The organism is Paraglaciecola aestuariivivens, assembly GCF_052983255.1.
Window position 1 is genome coordinate 116,483 of sequence record NZ_JBRKBA010000009.1, and the last position, 16,533, is coordinate 133,015.

At 41.3% G+C, this 16,533-nt stretch carries 12 protein-coding genes; 4 read left to right on the plus strand and 8 right to left on the minus strand.

The annotated features are described in order from the left end of the window. The 4 genes from ACVCDT_RS13600 to lnt all read left to right on the plus strand — a co-directional run bounded on the left by ACVCDT_RS13600 (position 1) and on the right by lnt (position 4,033). The gene (locus ACVCDT_RS13600) at positions 1–1,050 is read left to right on the plus strand and encodes a PhoH family protein (protein ID WP_447133331.1); all 1,050 of its coding nucleotides are present in this window, start codon (positions 1–3) and stop codon (positions 1,048–1,050) included. A 7-nt stretch (positions 1,051–1,057) separates the two neighbouring features. Then, a complete protein-coding gene (ybeY, locus tag ACVCDT_RS13605; protein ID WP_447133332.1) occupies positions 1,058–1,543 on the plus strand; it encodes an rRNA maturation RNase YbeY in 486 nt (161 codons plus the stop codon). A 76-nt stretch (positions 1,544–1,619) separates the two neighbouring features. Further along, complete coding sequence (locus ACVCDT_RS13610; RefSeq protein WP_447133333.1) at positions 1,620–2,480, plus strand: CorC family transporter; 861 nt, start codon at positions 1,620–1,622, stop codon at positions 2,478–2,480. 41 nt (positions 2,481–2,521) lie between these two features. Beyond that, entirely contained in the window at positions 2,522–4,033 is a 1,512-nt protein-coding gene (lnt, locus tag ACVCDT_RS13615) for an apolipoprotein N-acyltransferase (protein WP_447133357.1), read from the plus strand. Here the strand turns inward: lnt and ACVCDT_RS13620 are convergent. From ACVCDT_RS13620 to putA, 8 genes are all read right to left on the minus strand, one after another. Further along, complete coding sequence (locus ACVCDT_RS13620; RefSeq protein WP_447133334.1) at positions 4,030–4,743, minus strand: substrate-binding periplasmic protein; 714 nt, start codon at positions 4,741–4,743, stop codon at positions 4,030–4,032. The two genes, lnt and ACVCDT_RS13620, sit on opposite strands and share 4 nt — an antisense overlap. 137 nt (positions 4,744–4,880) lie before the next feature. Further along, the gene (locus ACVCDT_RS13625) at positions 4,881–5,786 is read right to left on the minus strand and encodes a DMT family transporter (RefSeq protein ID WP_447133335.1); all 906 of its coding nucleotides are present in this window, start codon (positions 5,784–5,786) and stop codon (positions 4,881–4,883) included. 88 nt (positions 5,787–5,874) lie between these two features. After that, positions 5,875–6,351 carry a transcription elongation factor GreA gene (greA, locus tag ACVCDT_RS13630; RefSeq protein ID WP_447133336.1) on the minus strand — a complete coding sequence of 159 codons (477 nt, stop codon included), beginning with the start codon at positions 6,349–6,351 and terminating at the stop codon, positions 5,875–5,877. Between the two features lie 119 nt (positions 6,352–6,470). Beyond that, entirely contained in the window at positions 6,471–9,689 is a 3,219-nt protein-coding gene (carB, locus tag ACVCDT_RS13635) for a carbamoyl-phosphate synthase large subunit (protein ID WP_447133337.1), read from the minus strand. Positions 9,690–9,734: 45 nt separating this feature from the next. Continuing rightward, positions 9,735–10,880: a glutamine-hydrolyzing carbamoyl-phosphate synthase small subunit gene (carA, locus tag ACVCDT_RS13640; RefSeq protein WP_447133338.1), complete on the minus strand. Its 1,146-nt coding sequence runs from the start codon at positions 10,878–10,880 to the stop codon at positions 9,735–9,737. Positions 10,881–11,211: 331 nt separating this feature from the next. Further along, complete coding sequence (gene dapB, locus ACVCDT_RS13645) at positions 11,212–12,015, minus strand: 4-hydroxy-tetrahydrodipicolinate reductase (protein ID WP_447133339.1); 804 nt, start codon at positions 12,013–12,015, stop codon at positions 11,212–11,214. Between the two features lie 95 nt (positions 12,016–12,110). Beyond that, complete coding sequence (locus ACVCDT_RS13650) at positions 12,111–12,602, minus strand: Lrp/AsnC family transcriptional regulator (protein ID WP_447133340.1); 492 nt, start codon at positions 12,600–12,602, stop codon at positions 12,111–12,113. Positions 12,603–12,605: 3 nt separating this feature from the next. Then, entirely contained in the window at positions 12,606–16,409 is a 3,804-nt protein-coding gene (putA, locus tag ACVCDT_RS13655) for a bifunctional proline dehydrogenase/L-glutamate gamma-semialdehyde dehydrogenase PutA (RefSeq protein ID WP_447133341.1), read from the minus strand. Positions 16,410–16,533: the final 124 nt, after the last annotated feature.

The following is a 16,533-nucleotide window of genomic DNA, read 5'->3' on the forward strand; positions in this document are numbered from 1 at the left end:
TTGAGCAAAATTGTTAGCACCGAGATTTTACTGGAACCTTCTGACCATAAGCGTCTTTCCAGTTTATGTGGTCCTTTTGACGATAACATCAAGCAAATTGAGCGCCGCTTAGGGGTTGAAATTACCTATCGAAATAACGAATTTAAGGTGTTAGGCCAGTCGTTGCAGTCGAGCGGTGCGGTGCAATTGCTCAAATTGTTGTACATGGAAACTCAGCCAATTAGAGGTGAAATTCCTGACTTAGCCCCAGACAAAGTACATTTAGCCATTCAAGAAGCAAAATGCTTAGAACGCGCCGAAGCGGGTCACTATGGCAAAGAAGTGCACATTAAAACCAAACGTGGCGTGATCAAACCGCGTAACCCTAACCAATCTCAATATGTGACTAATATTATCAATCATGATATTAGCTTTGGTGTAGGCCCTGCTGGTACAGGAAAAACCTATTTAGCCGTAGCCTGTGCAGTAGAAGCTTTAGAAAGACAAGAAATTCGCCGCATTTTATTAACTCGCCCAGCAGTTGAAGCTGGCGAAAAGCTAGGTTTTTTACCTGGTGACTTGTCGCAAAAAGTCGATCCTTATTTACGCCCTTTATACGACGCCTTATTTGAAATGTTAGGCTTTGAAAAAGTCGAAAAGCTGATTGAACGCAATGTGATTGAAGTCGCGCCCCTTGCCTACATGCGAGGCCGTACTTTAAACGATGCGTTTATTATTCTAGATGAAAGTCAGAATACCACAGTAGAACAAATGAAAATGTTCTTAACCCGCATTGGTTTTAATTCGCAAGCCGTGATCACAGGCGATATTACTCAGGTTGATTTGCCTAGAGGAGTACGCTCAGGACTGCGCCACGCCATAGATGTATTAAGCGAGGTTAACGATATTTCTTTTAACTTCTTTAGTGCCAACGATGTTGTGCGCCACCCAGTGGTGGCCAGAATTGTTATGGCCTACGAAGAACACGAAAAACAAAAAGAAAAAGAGCGACTTGCCAAAAAAGCCGAGCAAGAGGCACTAAATCAACCACAATCGCCTGCAGCTAAGTGACCAGCCAATGTCAGCCTTAATTGACTTACAAATTGCTTGCCAAGACTATGCATTGCCTAGCGAAGCCCAAATACAATTGTACTTAGATAAACTGCTAGCAAACTTAGAGCTAGCCAATAAAGAGTTGACGGTGCGCATAGTTGAAGAAGATGAAATCCAACAACTTAATCAACAATATAGAGGTAAAGATAGCCCCACTAATGTGTTGTCTTTTCCTTTTGAAGCCCCTAGTTTTTTTCCTGAACAATCAAACTTAGATGAAAATTTAAATGATTTTTTGGGCGATATTGTAATTTGCGCCCCAGTGGTAGAAAAAGAAGCACAGGCACAACATAAGCAGCTTAACCATCATTGGGCCCACATGCTTATACACGGCACCTTGCATTTATTAGGTTATGACCATATAGAAGAACAAGATGCGCAGGTTATGGAAAATATAGAAATTGCCGTGTTAAAAGAATTAGCCATTGACGACCCCTATCAAAATCATTAATTATGCATACTGCTATAGTAAGTAACATCAATTGTCGTTATAGCACTTATATTAACTTAACTAAAAAACTGAGATCATGAGCGAAGATAATCCCCCCTCTACTAACGGTTCTGCCAATAAAGGCTGGATAGACAAAATAGTCCAAACCTTTACGGGAGAGCCGAGAAACAAAGAAGAGTTGTTTAGTGTCATTACAGACGCAGAACAACGAGAAGTCATTAACCCTGAAACCAAAGAAATGATTGAAGGGGTAATGGAGGTCAGTGAAATGCGTGTGCGAGAGATCATGATCCCTCGAGCACAAATGAAAACTATTGATATTGACCAAACAGTAGAAGAATTTTTACCTATCTTATTGGAGTCGGCACATTCTCGCTTTCCAGTGATCAATGAAGATAAAGATCATATTGAAGGCATATTGCTTGCCAAAGATTTATTAGAATATGCCTTTATTCCTGGTAAACAAATAGAATTAAAAGATATCTTACGTCCAGCTGTGATCGTCCCCGAAAGTAAACGGGTAGATGTATTGCTAAAAGAGTTCCAACAAAACCGTTTTCATATGGCCATAGTGGTAGATGAATATGGCGGTGTGTCTGGGCTAGTCACCATTGAAGATATTCTTGAACTCATAGTGGGCGAAATCGAAGACGAACACGATGTTGAAGACGAAGATAAAGACGGCATTAGACCATTAAATAAATACACCTATTCTGTTAAAGCCCTAACGACCTTAGAAGATTTTAATCGCTTTTTTGAAACCTCTTTTGACGAAGAAGAAGCCGATACTATAGGTGGTATAGTGTTAAAAGCCTTTGGGCATATGCCTGAGCGCGACGAAGTAGTGATAATTGATAATATCGAATTTAAAGTCACTAACTCTGATAAACGCCGCTTATTGCAATTAAAGGTAACCCTGCCTGACACGGAAGAATAGTTCTGCACCCCAGCAAAAGTAAATTAAAACACTCACCTAAACTGACTTTAGTTTTAGCCTTAGCTTTAGGTGGGTTATTAACCTTAGCTTATGCCCCCTTTTCATTTTGGTGGCTGACTTTTATTAGTCTATCTGGCTTAGTCTATTTATTAGCAGAGTCTGAGCCCAAACACAGTACTAAAATAGGTTTTGCCTTTGGTTTAGGCTGGTTTGGTGCTGGGATAAGTTGGGTGCATGTAAGCATAGCCGACTTTGGTGGCCTGCCCCTAATAGGCTCTTTGGGCTTGATGTTATTGCTTAGTGCCTATTTAGCCTTATTCCCTGCCCTAGCCTGTTATTTGTTAACACGTTATTTTAAACAAGTCTTATTCTGGCCATTGGTATTGCCACTCATTTGGCTAAGCATTGAATGGCTAAGAAGTTGGTTTTTAACTGGTTTCCCTTGGTTATCTTTAGGCTATAGCCAACTTAATAGCCCATTAGCATCTTGGTTTGCGGTGATAGGTGAGTTTGGCGTTACGGCCTTAGTCATCATATTAGCTAGCGCCCTAACACTTTGGTTAACCGCTAAAAAATGGTGGCCAAGCCTGTTTCTAATTTTAGTGGTAGGCTTGTCGAGCTGGGTTATCACTGATCACCCTTGGGTCACTACCACGGGCAAAGAAGCTAAGGTCGCTTTAGTTCAGGGCAATATCCCTCAAGCTTTACGTTGGACGCCTGAACAAGACCAACCCACTATGCAAAAGTACCAATATATGACAGCGGCGCATTGGCAAAGTGATTTAATTATTTGGCCAGAAGCAGCGGTACCCAAAATCGAGCCAGCAGCCTTAGACTATTTACATGCTTTAGATAAACAAGCCGCACAGACTAATACAGCCTTAATAACAGGAATAGTGAATTATAATTTTGAAAGTCGTGAGGCTTTTAATAACTTGATTACTTTAGGACAAAAAACCAGCCAAGCTTTAAGCAATGAGTCAGGTCACTATCACTATTTACACGCCAATAGGTATGCCAAACATCATTTATTGCCTATAGGTGAATTTATACCATTAGAAGATTGGATAAGAGGCCTGGCTCCTATTTTTGACTTGCCTATGTCGTCCTTTTCCCGCGGTGATTACCAGCAAGCAAACTTGCAAGCCAAAGGTTTTGCCTTGGCACCGGCAATTTGTTTTGAAATTGCCTTTCCTAAACAAATTGCCGCCAATTTATATTCCCACACAGACTTTATCATTACCGTTAGCAATGATGCCTGGTTTGGCGCCTCCCATGGACCGGCACAACATTTAGAAATAGCCCAGGTTCGAGCCAAAGAATTTGGTTTACCTGTATTGCGCGCCACCAACAATGGCATAACCGCAATAATTGATCACCAAGGTAAGATCCAAAGCCGTCTACCACAATTTGAAGCGGCAGTATTAAGCGATAGAGTTAAACAAGTTACAGGACAAACGCCCTATCGAAAATTAGAAGAGTGGCCGACTTGGCTAGTTTGTTTGTTGCTATTTTTAGTCGGTTGCTACCAACAAAAGCGGAATACTGATTAATTGGTATTTTGTTTTAACCACTGATTGATTTGCTCTAAATCTTCTTGTTGGGCAAAACTTTTACTAAACACTAAATAAACTGGCAGGGTAAATTCATCAAAGGCTCTGTAGGTGATCTTATCTGCGCCTGCACTTTTTTCTATTTCATACAGACCTGCGGCTTTGTTTGTCACAAAAGAATCAATCCGCTCTTTTAGCAACATATCAACTAAAGCTTTATTGTTTTTTAATGGAACCAAAGGCTCGTTTTGTAATTGCCATTTAGACTCCATTAATTCAGGTAAGGCTATGCCTCTGACAATGCCAATATTTTTATTCTCTTCAAACTGACTGTTTTTTCTATGGAAATAGGCAAAGCGGGTTAAATGTAATGGATGCTCGGTATACACCACTAACTCTCGACGCTCAGGAAAATCCCCCAAAGAAAAATAACAATCATAATCTTGGGTGCCTAATGTGGCTTTTAATCGGCTCCAAGGTAAGTTAACAATCTGCATATTCCAGCCAAATTGTTTAGCTAACGCTTGCATAATGACAGTATCTGAGCCGCTAAAAGTATAAGTGCTCGCATCATAGATGCTATAAGGAGGATAATGAGTAGTAGCGCAGAGCACCTTTAAAGGTGGCTTAGCGTTATTCGCAAAACTTTGCCAACAGCTTAAAGCAAACAACACCAGCACGGCTTTACTTAGCGGGTTTAGAAAGGGCAATTTTTCTCCTTTGCATTTTACCAACCACTCCAAGGTACTGACTAAAACAATATGGGAGTTAAGCCAAGATTGCAATTTATAAATGAGTAACTAGTAACCAAAATTTTGTTGGTGCAGTTTTCTTACCCCTCAAATACCTAAGATCTAAGTCGCTTTAGTCCAACAACTAACTTGTCTACTGGGGTGAGCACCACTAAATTGCCAGTTAACACTAATAAAAATCCAATAACAGTATTGGTTTGCCAGCTGAAACCTTCAAACATCATGCTTAGTATAACCGCCACTAATGGAAAAAAGACCACAGCATAACTGGCTTTAGCCGCCCCGATTTCTTTAAGCAAGGCAAAGTAACAAGCAAAAGCAATAACCGTTCCAAACACACTTAAATAAAGTAATGAAGTTAAGTATGTCCATTGAGTATCTAAAGTAAATGACGAGCCTAAACAAAGCGCGGTAACAAACAAAATCACGCTGCCATACAACATGGCCCAGGCATTTCCTTGCATAATGCCAATATTGTGATTGGAATTTCGCATACTGGTCATGTTACCAAAAGATGAAATTAAGGTGCCTAGTAGTGACAAACCTAAGCCCAACATTGCTTGGCTGGCAAAGTCAAAATCTTGTATATCAGTCCAAAATAACGCCACTATGCCACCTAAACCTAACAGCGCCCCAACAAACATTCGTGGCGCAATAGAGGTTCCAAAAAATAACCGAGAATTAACCATATTCATGATCAACAAGGTAGAAAAGGCAATGGATGACATAGCCGAATTTAGATAAACCTGTGCCCAATACAACACCAAATAATTAAAGCCAAAATTACAACTGGCCAACAACATAAAAAATAGGTGATGTTTAAGCTTAAAACGCATGGAATAGCCTTTTATTAGGCAATATCCCCAAATTAACCCAGCGGCAAGAACAAAGCGGTAAAATAAGGAAACTTCGACTGCCACTTCACCTAATTGGAATTCAATGGCCAACCAGGTAGAGCCCCAAATTAAAACGGTAAACAGGTATAAAAAAGCGCTTCTCATAACTTTCCTAATGTGCGGGTATTGGCTTTTTAAAACCAAAAAAAAGAGGCGATGCCTCTTTTTTTAGATGGCGCTTTTTACTCAGCAATTAAATGTATTCTACCGCTGAGATTTCAAATTCTATGTTGCCTTTTGGCGTTTGAATATTAACAATATCATCTAACGATTTACCAATCAGTCCGCGAGCAATAGGTGAACCGACTGAAATTAGATTGTTTTTAATATCCGCTTCATCTTCACCCACAATTTTGTAGGTAATTTCTTCGTCAGTATCTAAGTTAATGATGGTGACTGTGCTACCAAAAATCACTTTGCCATTATTGGTCATTTTAGTGACATCAATAATTTGAATATTAGATAACTTACCTTCAATATCCTGAATACGCCCTTCACAAAAACTTTGTTGCTCGCGAGCTGCGTGGTATTCAGCGTTTTCTTTTAAATCACCATGCTCTCTTGCTTCGGCAATGGCATTAACAATTTGCGGCCTTTTAACCGACTTTAAATGATTCAACTCTTCACGGAGCATTTCTGCGCCTTTAGCTGTCATTGGATATTGGGTCATATCAACAACTCTCTTATTTTTGTTAGCAGTGTTATAACTGAAATATTAACGAAGATACTCAATAGGGCCAAAACAGGCTTTTTCAAGCCCATTTTGACATTCACTATTGTTTATTTAGCTCAATGAATTCGTTTATGCAGATCTTGCACCGAGGTTACTCGAGCTCTGTCATCGGCCTTATTGGCATTTACTGTAGCAAAAGCTGCATTCATAGTGGTAGTGTACGCCACTTTATTTAGCAGCGCTTCTTTACGAATATACACCGAATCATCAATTGCTTGGCGACCTTCAGTGGTATTAACTATATAACAATACTCACCATTTTTAATCGCATCTACAATATTTGGGCGACCTTCACTAAGCTTATTCACTACGCTACATGCAACACCAGCGTTATTTAACACTTTGGCTGTGCCTTTAGTTGCCTCTAAGGTAAAGCCTTTGGCAAGCATAGCTTGACCTAATTCGATAACCCGGTTTTTGTCGTTTAATCGCACCGACAATAAAGCTTTACCGCCAATAGGAATAGGTTGGCTGGCGCCTAAGTTAGCCTTTGCGTAAGCTTCCACAAAGTTTTCACCTACCCCCATGACTTCACCAGTAGAACGCATTTCTGGGCCTAAAAGTGGATCCACCCCTTGGAACTTAGCAAAAGGTAACACCACTTCTTTTACTGAATAAAAAGGTGGAATAATTTCTTTGGTGATACCCTGCGCAGCCAGTGATTGACCCGCCATACATCTTGCCCCAATTTTGGCTAAAGGCATGCCTGTGGCTTTTGAAACAAAAGGCACAGTACGCGCAGCTCTCGGGTTTACCTCAATTAAGTAAACTTGGCCGTCTTTAACCGCAAATTGGGTGTTCATAAGTCCAACTACCCCAAGTTCAAGGGCCATGGCCTTAACCTGTTGACGCATCACATCTTGAATTTCTTGACTTAACGAATAAGGAGGCAAGGAACAGGCAGAATCACCAGAGTGTACCCCAGCTTGTTCAATGTGCTCCATAATGCCGCCTATCACCACGTTTTCACCATCACAAATGGCATCAACATCCACTTCAATGGCATCATCTAGAAAGCGGTCTAATAAAACAGGTGAGTCATTTGACACTTTTACCGCGTGATTTAGGTAACGTTTAAGGTCACTAATGTCATAAACAATTTCCATTGCCCGGCCGCCCAACACATAAGAAGGACGCACAACTAATGGAAAACCAATTTTTTCAGCGGCAACCAAGGCTTGTTCCATATTGCTTACTGTGGCATTAGCTGGCTGCTTAAGATTAAGTTTGTTCACCATTTTTTGGAAACGTTCACGATCTTCAGCTTTATCTATAGCATCTGGAGAAGTACCTATGATTGGCACCCCTGCCGCTTCAAGATCTCGTGCCAGTTTGAGCGGGGTTTGCCCACCATATTGCACTATCACACCTTTAGGTTGCTCAATACGTACAATTTCTAGCACATCTTCTAAGGTTACAGACTCAAAGTACAAGCGATCAGAAGTGTCATAATCTGTAGAAACGGTTTCAGGGTTACAATTCACCATAATGGTTTCGTAACCATCTTCACGCATGGCTAAAGCCGCGTGTACACAACAATAGTCGAATTCTATGCCTTGACCTATACGGTTAGGGCCACCGCCAAGTACCATGATTTTATCATTGTTACTGGGGTTAGCTTCGCACTCTTCGTCATAAGTTGAATACATATAAGCAGTGCTAGTAGAAAACTCAGCAGCACAGGTATCAACACGTTTGTAAACCGGATGAATATCAAATTCACGGCGAATTTCGCGCACATCAGCTTCATCAACCCCAGTTAACTGGGCAATTCTTGAGTCGGCAAAACCTTTGCGTTTTAAGGTACGCATTAACTCATGATCTATAGCTGATAGCCCTTCTTGCTGCATTTTTTGCTCAAGAATGATTAACTCTTCGATTTGCACTAAGAACCATCTGTCTATGTTAGTTAAATCAAAAATTTCTTCTACAGACATGCCCATGCGCATTGCATCGGCTATATACCAAATGCGCTCTGCACCGGGTTCGCGTAATTCGTGAATAATGGTGCTTTTAGCTTCGGGCGAATTAATATCAATAATAGGATCTAAACCATTTACCCCAACTTCTAAACCTCGTAAGGCCTTTTGTAAGGATTCTTGCTGATTTCGACCAATCGCCATCACTTCACCCACAGATTTCATTTGAGTGGTTAAGCGGTCATTGGCACCAGCAAATTTTTCAAAGTTAAAGCGTGGAATTTTAGTAACCACATAGTCAATGGTGGGTTCAAAAGATGCTGGCGTTAAGCCGCCTGTAATATCGTTAGCTAACTCATCTAAGGTGTAACCCACTGCTAATTTGGCTGCCACTTTGGCAATGGGGAATCCTGTAGCTTTAGATGCCAGCGCCGAAGAACGTGAAACCCTAGGGTTCATTTCTATAATCACTAAACGACCTGTTTTAGGATCGACCCCAAACTGAACATTCGAACCACCCGTTTCAACCCCAATTTCGCGTAGTACGGCTATGGCAGCATTACGCATAATTTGGAATTCTTTGTCGGTCAGAGTTTGGGCTGGTGCAACTGTAATAGAGTCACCCGTATGCACACCCATAGGATCGAAGTTTTCTATGGTACAGACTATGATGCAGTTGTCGGCTTTGTCTCTCACAACCTCCATTTCATATTCTTTCCAACCTATTAACGATTCATCAATCAATAATTCATTGGTTGGCGACAGATCTAAACCGCGGCGACAAATCTCATCAAACTCTTGAATGTTGTAGGCTATGCCTCCACCTGAGCCACCCATAGTAAAAGACGGGCGAATAATACAGGGGAAACCAATGCGGCTGCTGACTTCGTGCGCTTGTTCAATAGAATGGGCAATTTCCGCATGCGGGCAAGATAAGCCAATAGACTTCATAGCCTTGTCAAAGCGTTCCCTATCTTCAGCTTTGTCTATGGCGTCTGCAGTAGCACCTATCATTTCAACGCCAAATTCTTGCAACACCCCGTGTTTATTAAGGTCTAGCGCACAGTTAAGGGCGGTTTGCCCTCCCATAGTGGGTAAAACCGCATCAGGGCGTTCTTTTTCAATGATTTTTCTTACCACTTCCCAGTGAATAGGTTCGATGTAGGTAGCATCGGCCATTTCTGGGTCGGTCATAATAGTTGCGGGGTTAGAGTTAACCAAAATCACTCGGTAACCTTCCTCTCGCAAGGCTTTACACGCTTGCGCGCCTGAATAATCGAACTCGCACGCTTGGCCAATCACTATAGGGCCGGCGCCTAAAATCAAAATACTTTTTATGTCGGTACGTTTTGGCATGTGACTAATTACTCTATTAAATTTTGTACTGCAAAAATATGCGTATTATTGGTTTTGCTGCATCAGCTCGATAAAGTGATCAAATAAAGGCGCTGCATCATGCGGGCCTGGGCTAGCTTCTGGATGCCCTTGAAAACTGAAGGCTGGTTTGTCTGTACGGTGAATTCCTTGCAAAGATTTGTCAAACAACGACACATGGGTCACCTTTAGCGTATCTGGCAAACTGGATTCGTCTACCGCAAAGCCATGGTTTTGGCTGGTGATCATCACCCTATTACCTTCGATATCTTTTACTGGGTGGTTGGCACCATGATGGCCAAATTTCATTTTCATGGTTTTTGCACCACTGGCTAGGGCCAATAATTGATGCCCTAAACAAATACCAAACAATACTAGGTTTTTGTCTAACAATTGCTTTATGGCTTCAATGGCATAATCACAAGGTTCTGGATCACCTGGGCCATTGGATAAAAATACCCCATCAGGGTTTAGGGCTAATACTTCTTCTGCAGAAGTTTTAGCTGGCACTACAGTTAATCGACATCCGCGGTCAACTAACATACGTAAAATATTATGTTTAGCGCCAAAATCGTAAGCCACTACATGAAACTTAGCCTGTCCTTGCAGTTCTTGATAACCTTGGCCAAGTTGCCAACTACCTTGAGTCCAAAGGTAAGCGGCTTGGCACGTCACTTCTTTGGCTAAATCTAATCCTTTTAAACCGGCAAAAGCTTTGGCTTGCTTTAATCCTTCATTTTCGTCAAGGGCAACATTATCTAAAGCCGTGCTGGCAATAATGCAACCACTTTGCGCACCTTTATCTCGGAGAATTCGCGTCAATCGGCGCGTATCAATATCAGCTATGGCTAAAATATTGTTTTCTTCGAGGTATTCGGTAAGGCTTTGCTGGCTTCTAAAATTACTGACCACTAAAGGTAAATCACGAATGATTAAGCCTTTGGCCCATATTTTATTTGATTCACAATCTTCGCTATTGGTTCCAGTGTTACCAATGTGCGGATAGGTAAGAGTAACAATTTGTTCCGCGTAAGATGGGTCGGTTAAAATCTCTTGGTAACCTGTCATTGAAGTATTAAACACCACTTCACCCACAGATATTCCCGCAGCACCAATAGCAGTACCTTTAAAGACAGAGCCATCTTCAAGTACTAAAAGGGCAGAATTAGACAAATCAACCTCCAGATAAATTATTAATAAGGTTTAGCCTAAGACTCTACACCCGCAGGTGCATTTACCAAGCCTTAGAAAATTTAGTTAAATCATTGATTTATCTAAATATTTAGTCAACTTGCTGTTTTTGAAAAAGTGCAAAAAATCACTTCTCATTAAATTTTGGCAAATTCGCAATAGTATACATATAAGCGTAATTCAGATCTATTTAGATTTGAAAAAATGTAAAAATAGACGCTTAATATTTATTATTAGATATAACCTGCAAAACTCTAGGTTAAATATATTCAAATCGGCCTAGTTTACCGAGTTAAACTTTACAAACTCTTATTTATTTAAACCCTAACACATCTTGCATATCGTACAGGCCAGGCGGTTTTCCAATTAACCAATTAGCGGCTTTTAATGCACCTTTAGCAAAAGTCAGCCGGCTAGTGGCTTTATGACTGATTTCTATATTTTCGCCTAGGTCTGCAAACAAAGCGGTATGGTCGCCCACAACATCTCCTGCACGTATAGTGGCAAAACCTATAGTTGAATGGGCGCGCTCACCTGTATGCCCTTCTCTACCGTAAACTGCACAGCTTGATAAATCTCGACCAATCTCATCGGCTATGGCCTCACCTATTGCTAAAGCCGTACCAGAAGGGGCATCTTGCTTAAACCTATGATGAGTTTCAATAATTTCAATGTCAGCGGTGTCAGCCATGACCTTAGCGGCTTGGCGAACTAAGTTAAGCATAAGATTCACGCCTACGCTGTAATTTGCTGCAAACACAATGGGGATCTGTTGAGAAGCTTGCTCTAAGCTAAGTTTTTGCTCTGCGTTTAAACCTGTTGTGCCTATCACTATTGGCAATTTGTGCTTAACAGCAAAGGCTAAGTTATCGGTTAGCGCAGCGGGTAAGGTAAAGTCGATTAGCACTTCTGTTATATCAACATAGTCTGTTAGATCACAACATAGGGTTTGTCCCTTGGCTCCTATTCCTGCTAGTTCACCCACATCTACACCAACCAGAGATGAGCAGGCTCTTACCGATGCAGCACTTAGTTGATTATCAGGGCTTTGTTCAATGGCATTAATTAACATTCTGCCCATTCGGCCACTGGCCCCAATTATCGCTATTCGACTCATCTTTTAACACTCTAGGTTATTGATACTATTAAGCTTAAATTGTGCCTGAAATAAAGCGCTATTGCAGTACTCTAGTTGTTAACTTTTATTTATAACTAAGATACGAACGAATCTTGCAATGCAACTATATGGGTAGATTTAACGTCTTCCATTACTACGTAAGTGTAGGTTTGACTCACCCCTTTAATCGCAGCGAATTTGCCACCTAAAAACTCACGGTAATGATCCATGTTTTTAACCCTGATTTTAATTAAATAGTCAAAACCACCCGCCACCATTGAACATTCAATAATTTCGTCCATTTGTTTAATTTGTTGATTAAACTGCTTTAGCGCATGGGTACTGGAACTTTCCACCGAAACCTGAATATAAGCACTTAAAGTGGCATTTAACTTATTGGGATTAAGATGGGCTACATATTTATCTATGTAGCCGTTTTTTTCTAAGCGCTTGACCCTTTCTAAACAGGGTGTGGGGCTTAAATTCACTTGGTTGGCCAGTTCTACATTAGAAATACGGCAGTTTCGCTGCAAAATGTCGAGTATTTTGTAGTCGATTCGATCCAGAACTGCGGTATTTTTTTTCATGCTTTACCCTTCCTTAAGGTTCAATAACATAGCATTACCGCCAGTGGCGACAATGTTGTTGGTTTTGGTTTTTTCTACTGCATAAGGCAACAAGGCAAACACACTTTGTACATGATCGACCACTTGAATGATGGCGCCAGTTCGTTTGGCTAAGATAGGCCAAATGCCTTGAGGCTGTGCACAAGCCACCAGCGCCACAGCATCGGCTAACAGTAATGGATTTAGCTCAGCTGTAGATTGTGCTAACACCACTAAATCTTTTGGCAAAACAGCCGCCAATGTTGTTAGTAACTCTGCCAGTTGATCTTGTGTTGCCTGGTCGCGACCTATCATGACTATGGCATTGCCAGCTGCTAAGGCACTAAACAATTGAATAAAGGCGTGTCCATTGCTTAAACTTTGTTGGTCGGCAATTAATAACACTACCCCTCGGCCATGCAGAGATAACTCATTGGTTTCTCCTGTAGGGCCAGGCAGCTCAATCACAGTTGAAAACTGTTTTTGTGCAGTATTAATACGATCAGCACAAATAGCTTGATAGGCTTTATCTAACTTGCCGGTTTTGGCTATGGCGTCTAACGCGCGAGTTAAGGTTTCGCTGCGTTTATTAATAGCGGTGCGCTCCCATAACTCATGGGATTTTGCCGCGCCAGCTAATCCAAGTTCGGTTTTTTCAGACAGGCTGACTGAATCAAGCTTAGGCTCTTCACCTTTCTCACCCATAGGCACACTAGCCCATAAGTTACTAAAGCGTAATAAATAATGTGGCCCACCAGCTTTAAAGCCAGTGCCCGACAATCCATGTCCACCAAATGGATTAACCCCTACTACTGCGCCTACCATGTTGCGGTTGATATAGGTATTTCCCACTTTGGTATGGAAAAACACGTGATCAGAAAACTGTTTGATACGGCTATGTACCCCAAGCGTTAGGCCATACCCTGTGGCGTTAACATCTTGAATAATGCGATCAATTTGATCAGCCTTAAACCGAATGATATGCAAAATTGGACCAAAGACTTCGCGTTTTAACTGATTAATATGCGACAACTCATACACTTGAGGCACCACAAAAGATCCATTTTCACATTCGTCTGACAAACTGCCCTGACATACTAAAGTTGCAGTGTCTAACATGCGTTTTTGATGGTCTTGTAAAATGCCTAAGGCTTTTTGGTCGATAACTGGCCCTATGTCACTGGCGAGTTTCCATGGGAAGCCAATTTTTAAGGTGTTAATTGCGCCTTTTAACATGGCGATCACGTTATCGGCGATATCTTGTTGTAGATACAAAACTCGTAACGCTGAACATCTTTGACCCGCACTTAAAAAAGCAGATTGAATGACACTGTCTACCACTTGCTCTGGAAGCGCAGTAGAGTCAACTATCATAACGTTTTGTCCACCTGTCTCAGCAATAAAGGGGGGCATGTCGCCGCCACGTTTTACTAAATCTTGTTGGATTCGCTGAGCGGTTTCTGTTGAACCGGTAAAAGCAACACCTGCAACTAATGGGCTGGCCATAAGTTGTGGACCGATTTTAGCCCCAGTGCCAGTTAACAATTGCACCGCTTCAACAGGGATCCCTGCTTGATGCATTAACTGAACGGCAATGCTGGCGATAATAGGAGTTTGCTCTGCAGGTTTAGCCACTACTGTATTGCCTGCCACTAAGCCTGCGACCACTTGTCCAACAAAAATAGCCAAAGGGAAGTTCCAAGGGCTAATACATACAAATACCCCTTTGCCTTGGGTAAGCCCAGGTTGGTTAGCAAACTGTTTGTCTAATAACCTAGCTTGCAGAGCATAATAGCGACAAAAATCGACTGCTTCACGTACCTCAGACACCCCGTCACCTAAAGTACGGCCTGCTTCATAACTGATTAACGCGGTGAGGCTTTCGGTTTGTTCTTCAAGTAAATCCGCTAATTTATCTAATTTATCTGCTCGCTCTGAGGCCCCTAAAGCTTGCCATGCAGGCTGGGCTTGATGAGCGCTTTGCAAGGCAAGCTCTACTTCGCTTGCATTGGCATCGGTACAAAAACCAACCACTAAGTTTTTGTCGGCGGGTGAACATATTGGATAGGCCTCGTCTAAACGAGTTTGGCCATTAACAATAGGGCCCACACGATGTTTAGCTGGGGTGAAATTGTTGATTTCCTCTGCCATGCCAGCAAAAGAAACAGGATCATCTAGATCAACACCTCGAGAGTTTTCGCGCTTTTCACCATAGGCAACAAATATGTCGTTGGCTAATGGAATTTGGGTATTACGATTACCAGGCAAACTCTCAATGGTGCTTTCTACCCCTTTCACTAAATTAATAGCCGGTACTTTTCCGTCTAAAAATTGGTTAACAAAAGAGCCATTGGCCCCATTTTCTAATAAGCGTCTGACTAAATAAGGCAATAAGTCTTTGTGCACACCCACTGGTGCATACACCCTTAGTGGTAAACTTTTACCTATTGATTTAGCAATTTGTTTATACAGTAATTCACCCATTCCGTGCAGGCGTTGAAATTCGTAAGAATCGGTATTGTCACCAGCCATTTGCATAATTAAGGTAACGGTATAGGCATTGTGGGTAGCAAATTGTGGGAAAATCACATCACGGTTTGCTAATAATTTTCCTGCACAAACTTGGTAACTTAGGTCGGTATTCACTTTGCGAGTAAAAACTGGAAATTCTTCAAACCCCATCTCTTGGGCATGTTTAATCTCTGCATCCCAGTAAGCCCCTTTCACTAATCTCACTTTTAGCTTGCGATCAGTTAACTTGGCCAGCTCTACTAACCAATCCACTACGTAAATAGCGCGTTTTTGATAAGCCTGAAGTACAAAACCTAAACCATCCCAACCCGCTAATTCAGGTGAAAACGCTAGGGTTTGGAATACATCTAATTCAATATCTAAACGAGCTGCTTCTTCGGCATCTATGGTTAGGCCAATATTTAATTTTTTAGCTTCTTTAGCTAAGGCTAAAATGCTTGGAACTAATTCATCTATCACCAGTTGATGATGACTAAATTCGTATCTAGGGTGCAAAGCACTTAATTTCACAGAAATGCCATCTGCCAAACAAATATCTGAATGTTTGTTTTGCTCACCTATGCTTTTAATGGCGCGCATATAAGCTTGATAATATTTTTCAGCATCAGCATAGGTGCGAGCGCCCTCGCCTAACATATCAAAAGAAAAACGTGTACCTGCTGGGTTTTCTTTTCGGCCACGTTTAGCTGCTTCTTCGATGTCACGGCCCAACACATATTGTTGACCCATAAATTTCATGGCCTGAATGGTTGCATGTCTAACAACTGGCTCACCGACTCGACCAATTAATTTACGAAACCAGGTTTCTGGGTTGTGCTCTGTGTCAGTTTTTTTGTTTAATATTTTGCTAGTTAAAACTAAACCCGCACTGGCGGCATTAACTAGTAACTCTGTTGATTTACCAACATGTTTACCCCACTCACCTAGGTGAATTTTTTCAGCAATTAATCTGTCTACTGTATAACTGTCTGGCACCCTTAATAGTGCTTCTGCCAAACACATCAACACTACGCCTTCTTGGCTAGATAAGCTGTATTCTTGTAAAAATGCATCAAATAAATCCTGTTTATCAGGATTTGCTCGGCATTGTTCAACAAAGTCTAGGGCTGTACTTTCAACTTGTTGTTGCTGCTCTGAGGTTAATGGGTTTTGGGCCAATAACGACTCAACACATTGTTCTTCTGGAGACACAATATGTTGTCTTATTGTCTGACGAATGACATCTAGAGAGGGTGAAACTTTAACCGTACCTTGCATAAATAATCACTTATAATAAGCAGCCAAATATTGCTAAATTTATTGGCTTATTGAGCGTTTGAATTAGGCTGAATTTTAGACATAGAATTAAGTTATGAATACCTATATTTTTTAAATTATCTAG

Coding starts and splice junctions, on each gene's coding strand:
- ybeY (WP_447133332.1), top strand. CDS start 1,058: ATGTCAGCCTTAATTGACTTACAAATTGCTTGCCAAGACTATGCATTG.
- ACVCDT_RS13610 (WP_447133333.1), top strand. CDS start 1,620: ATGAGCGAAGATAATCCCCCCTCTACTAACGGTTCTGCCAATAAAGGC.
- ACVCDT_RS13625 (WP_447133335.1), bottom strand. CDS start 5,786: ATGAGAAGCGCTTTTTTATACCTGTTTACCGTTTTAATTTGGGGCTCT.
- greA (WP_447133336.1), bottom strand. CDS start 6,351: ATGACCCAATATCCAATGACAGCTAAAGGCGCAGAAATGCTCCGTGAA.
- carB (WP_447133337.1), bottom strand. CDS start 9,689: ATGCCAAAACGTACCGACATAAAAAGTATTTTGATTTTAGGCGCCGGC.
- dapB (WP_447133339.1), bottom strand. CDS start 12,015: ATGAGTCGAATAGCGATAATTGGGGCCAGTGGCCGAATGGGCAGAATG.
- ACVCDT_RS13650 (WP_447133340.1), bottom strand. CDS start 12,602: ATGAAAAAAAATACCGCAGTTCTGGATCGAATCGACTACAAAATACTC.
- putA (WP_447133341.1), bottom strand. CDS start 16,409: ATGCAAGGTACGGTTAAAGTTTCACCCTCTCTAGATGTCATTCGTCAG.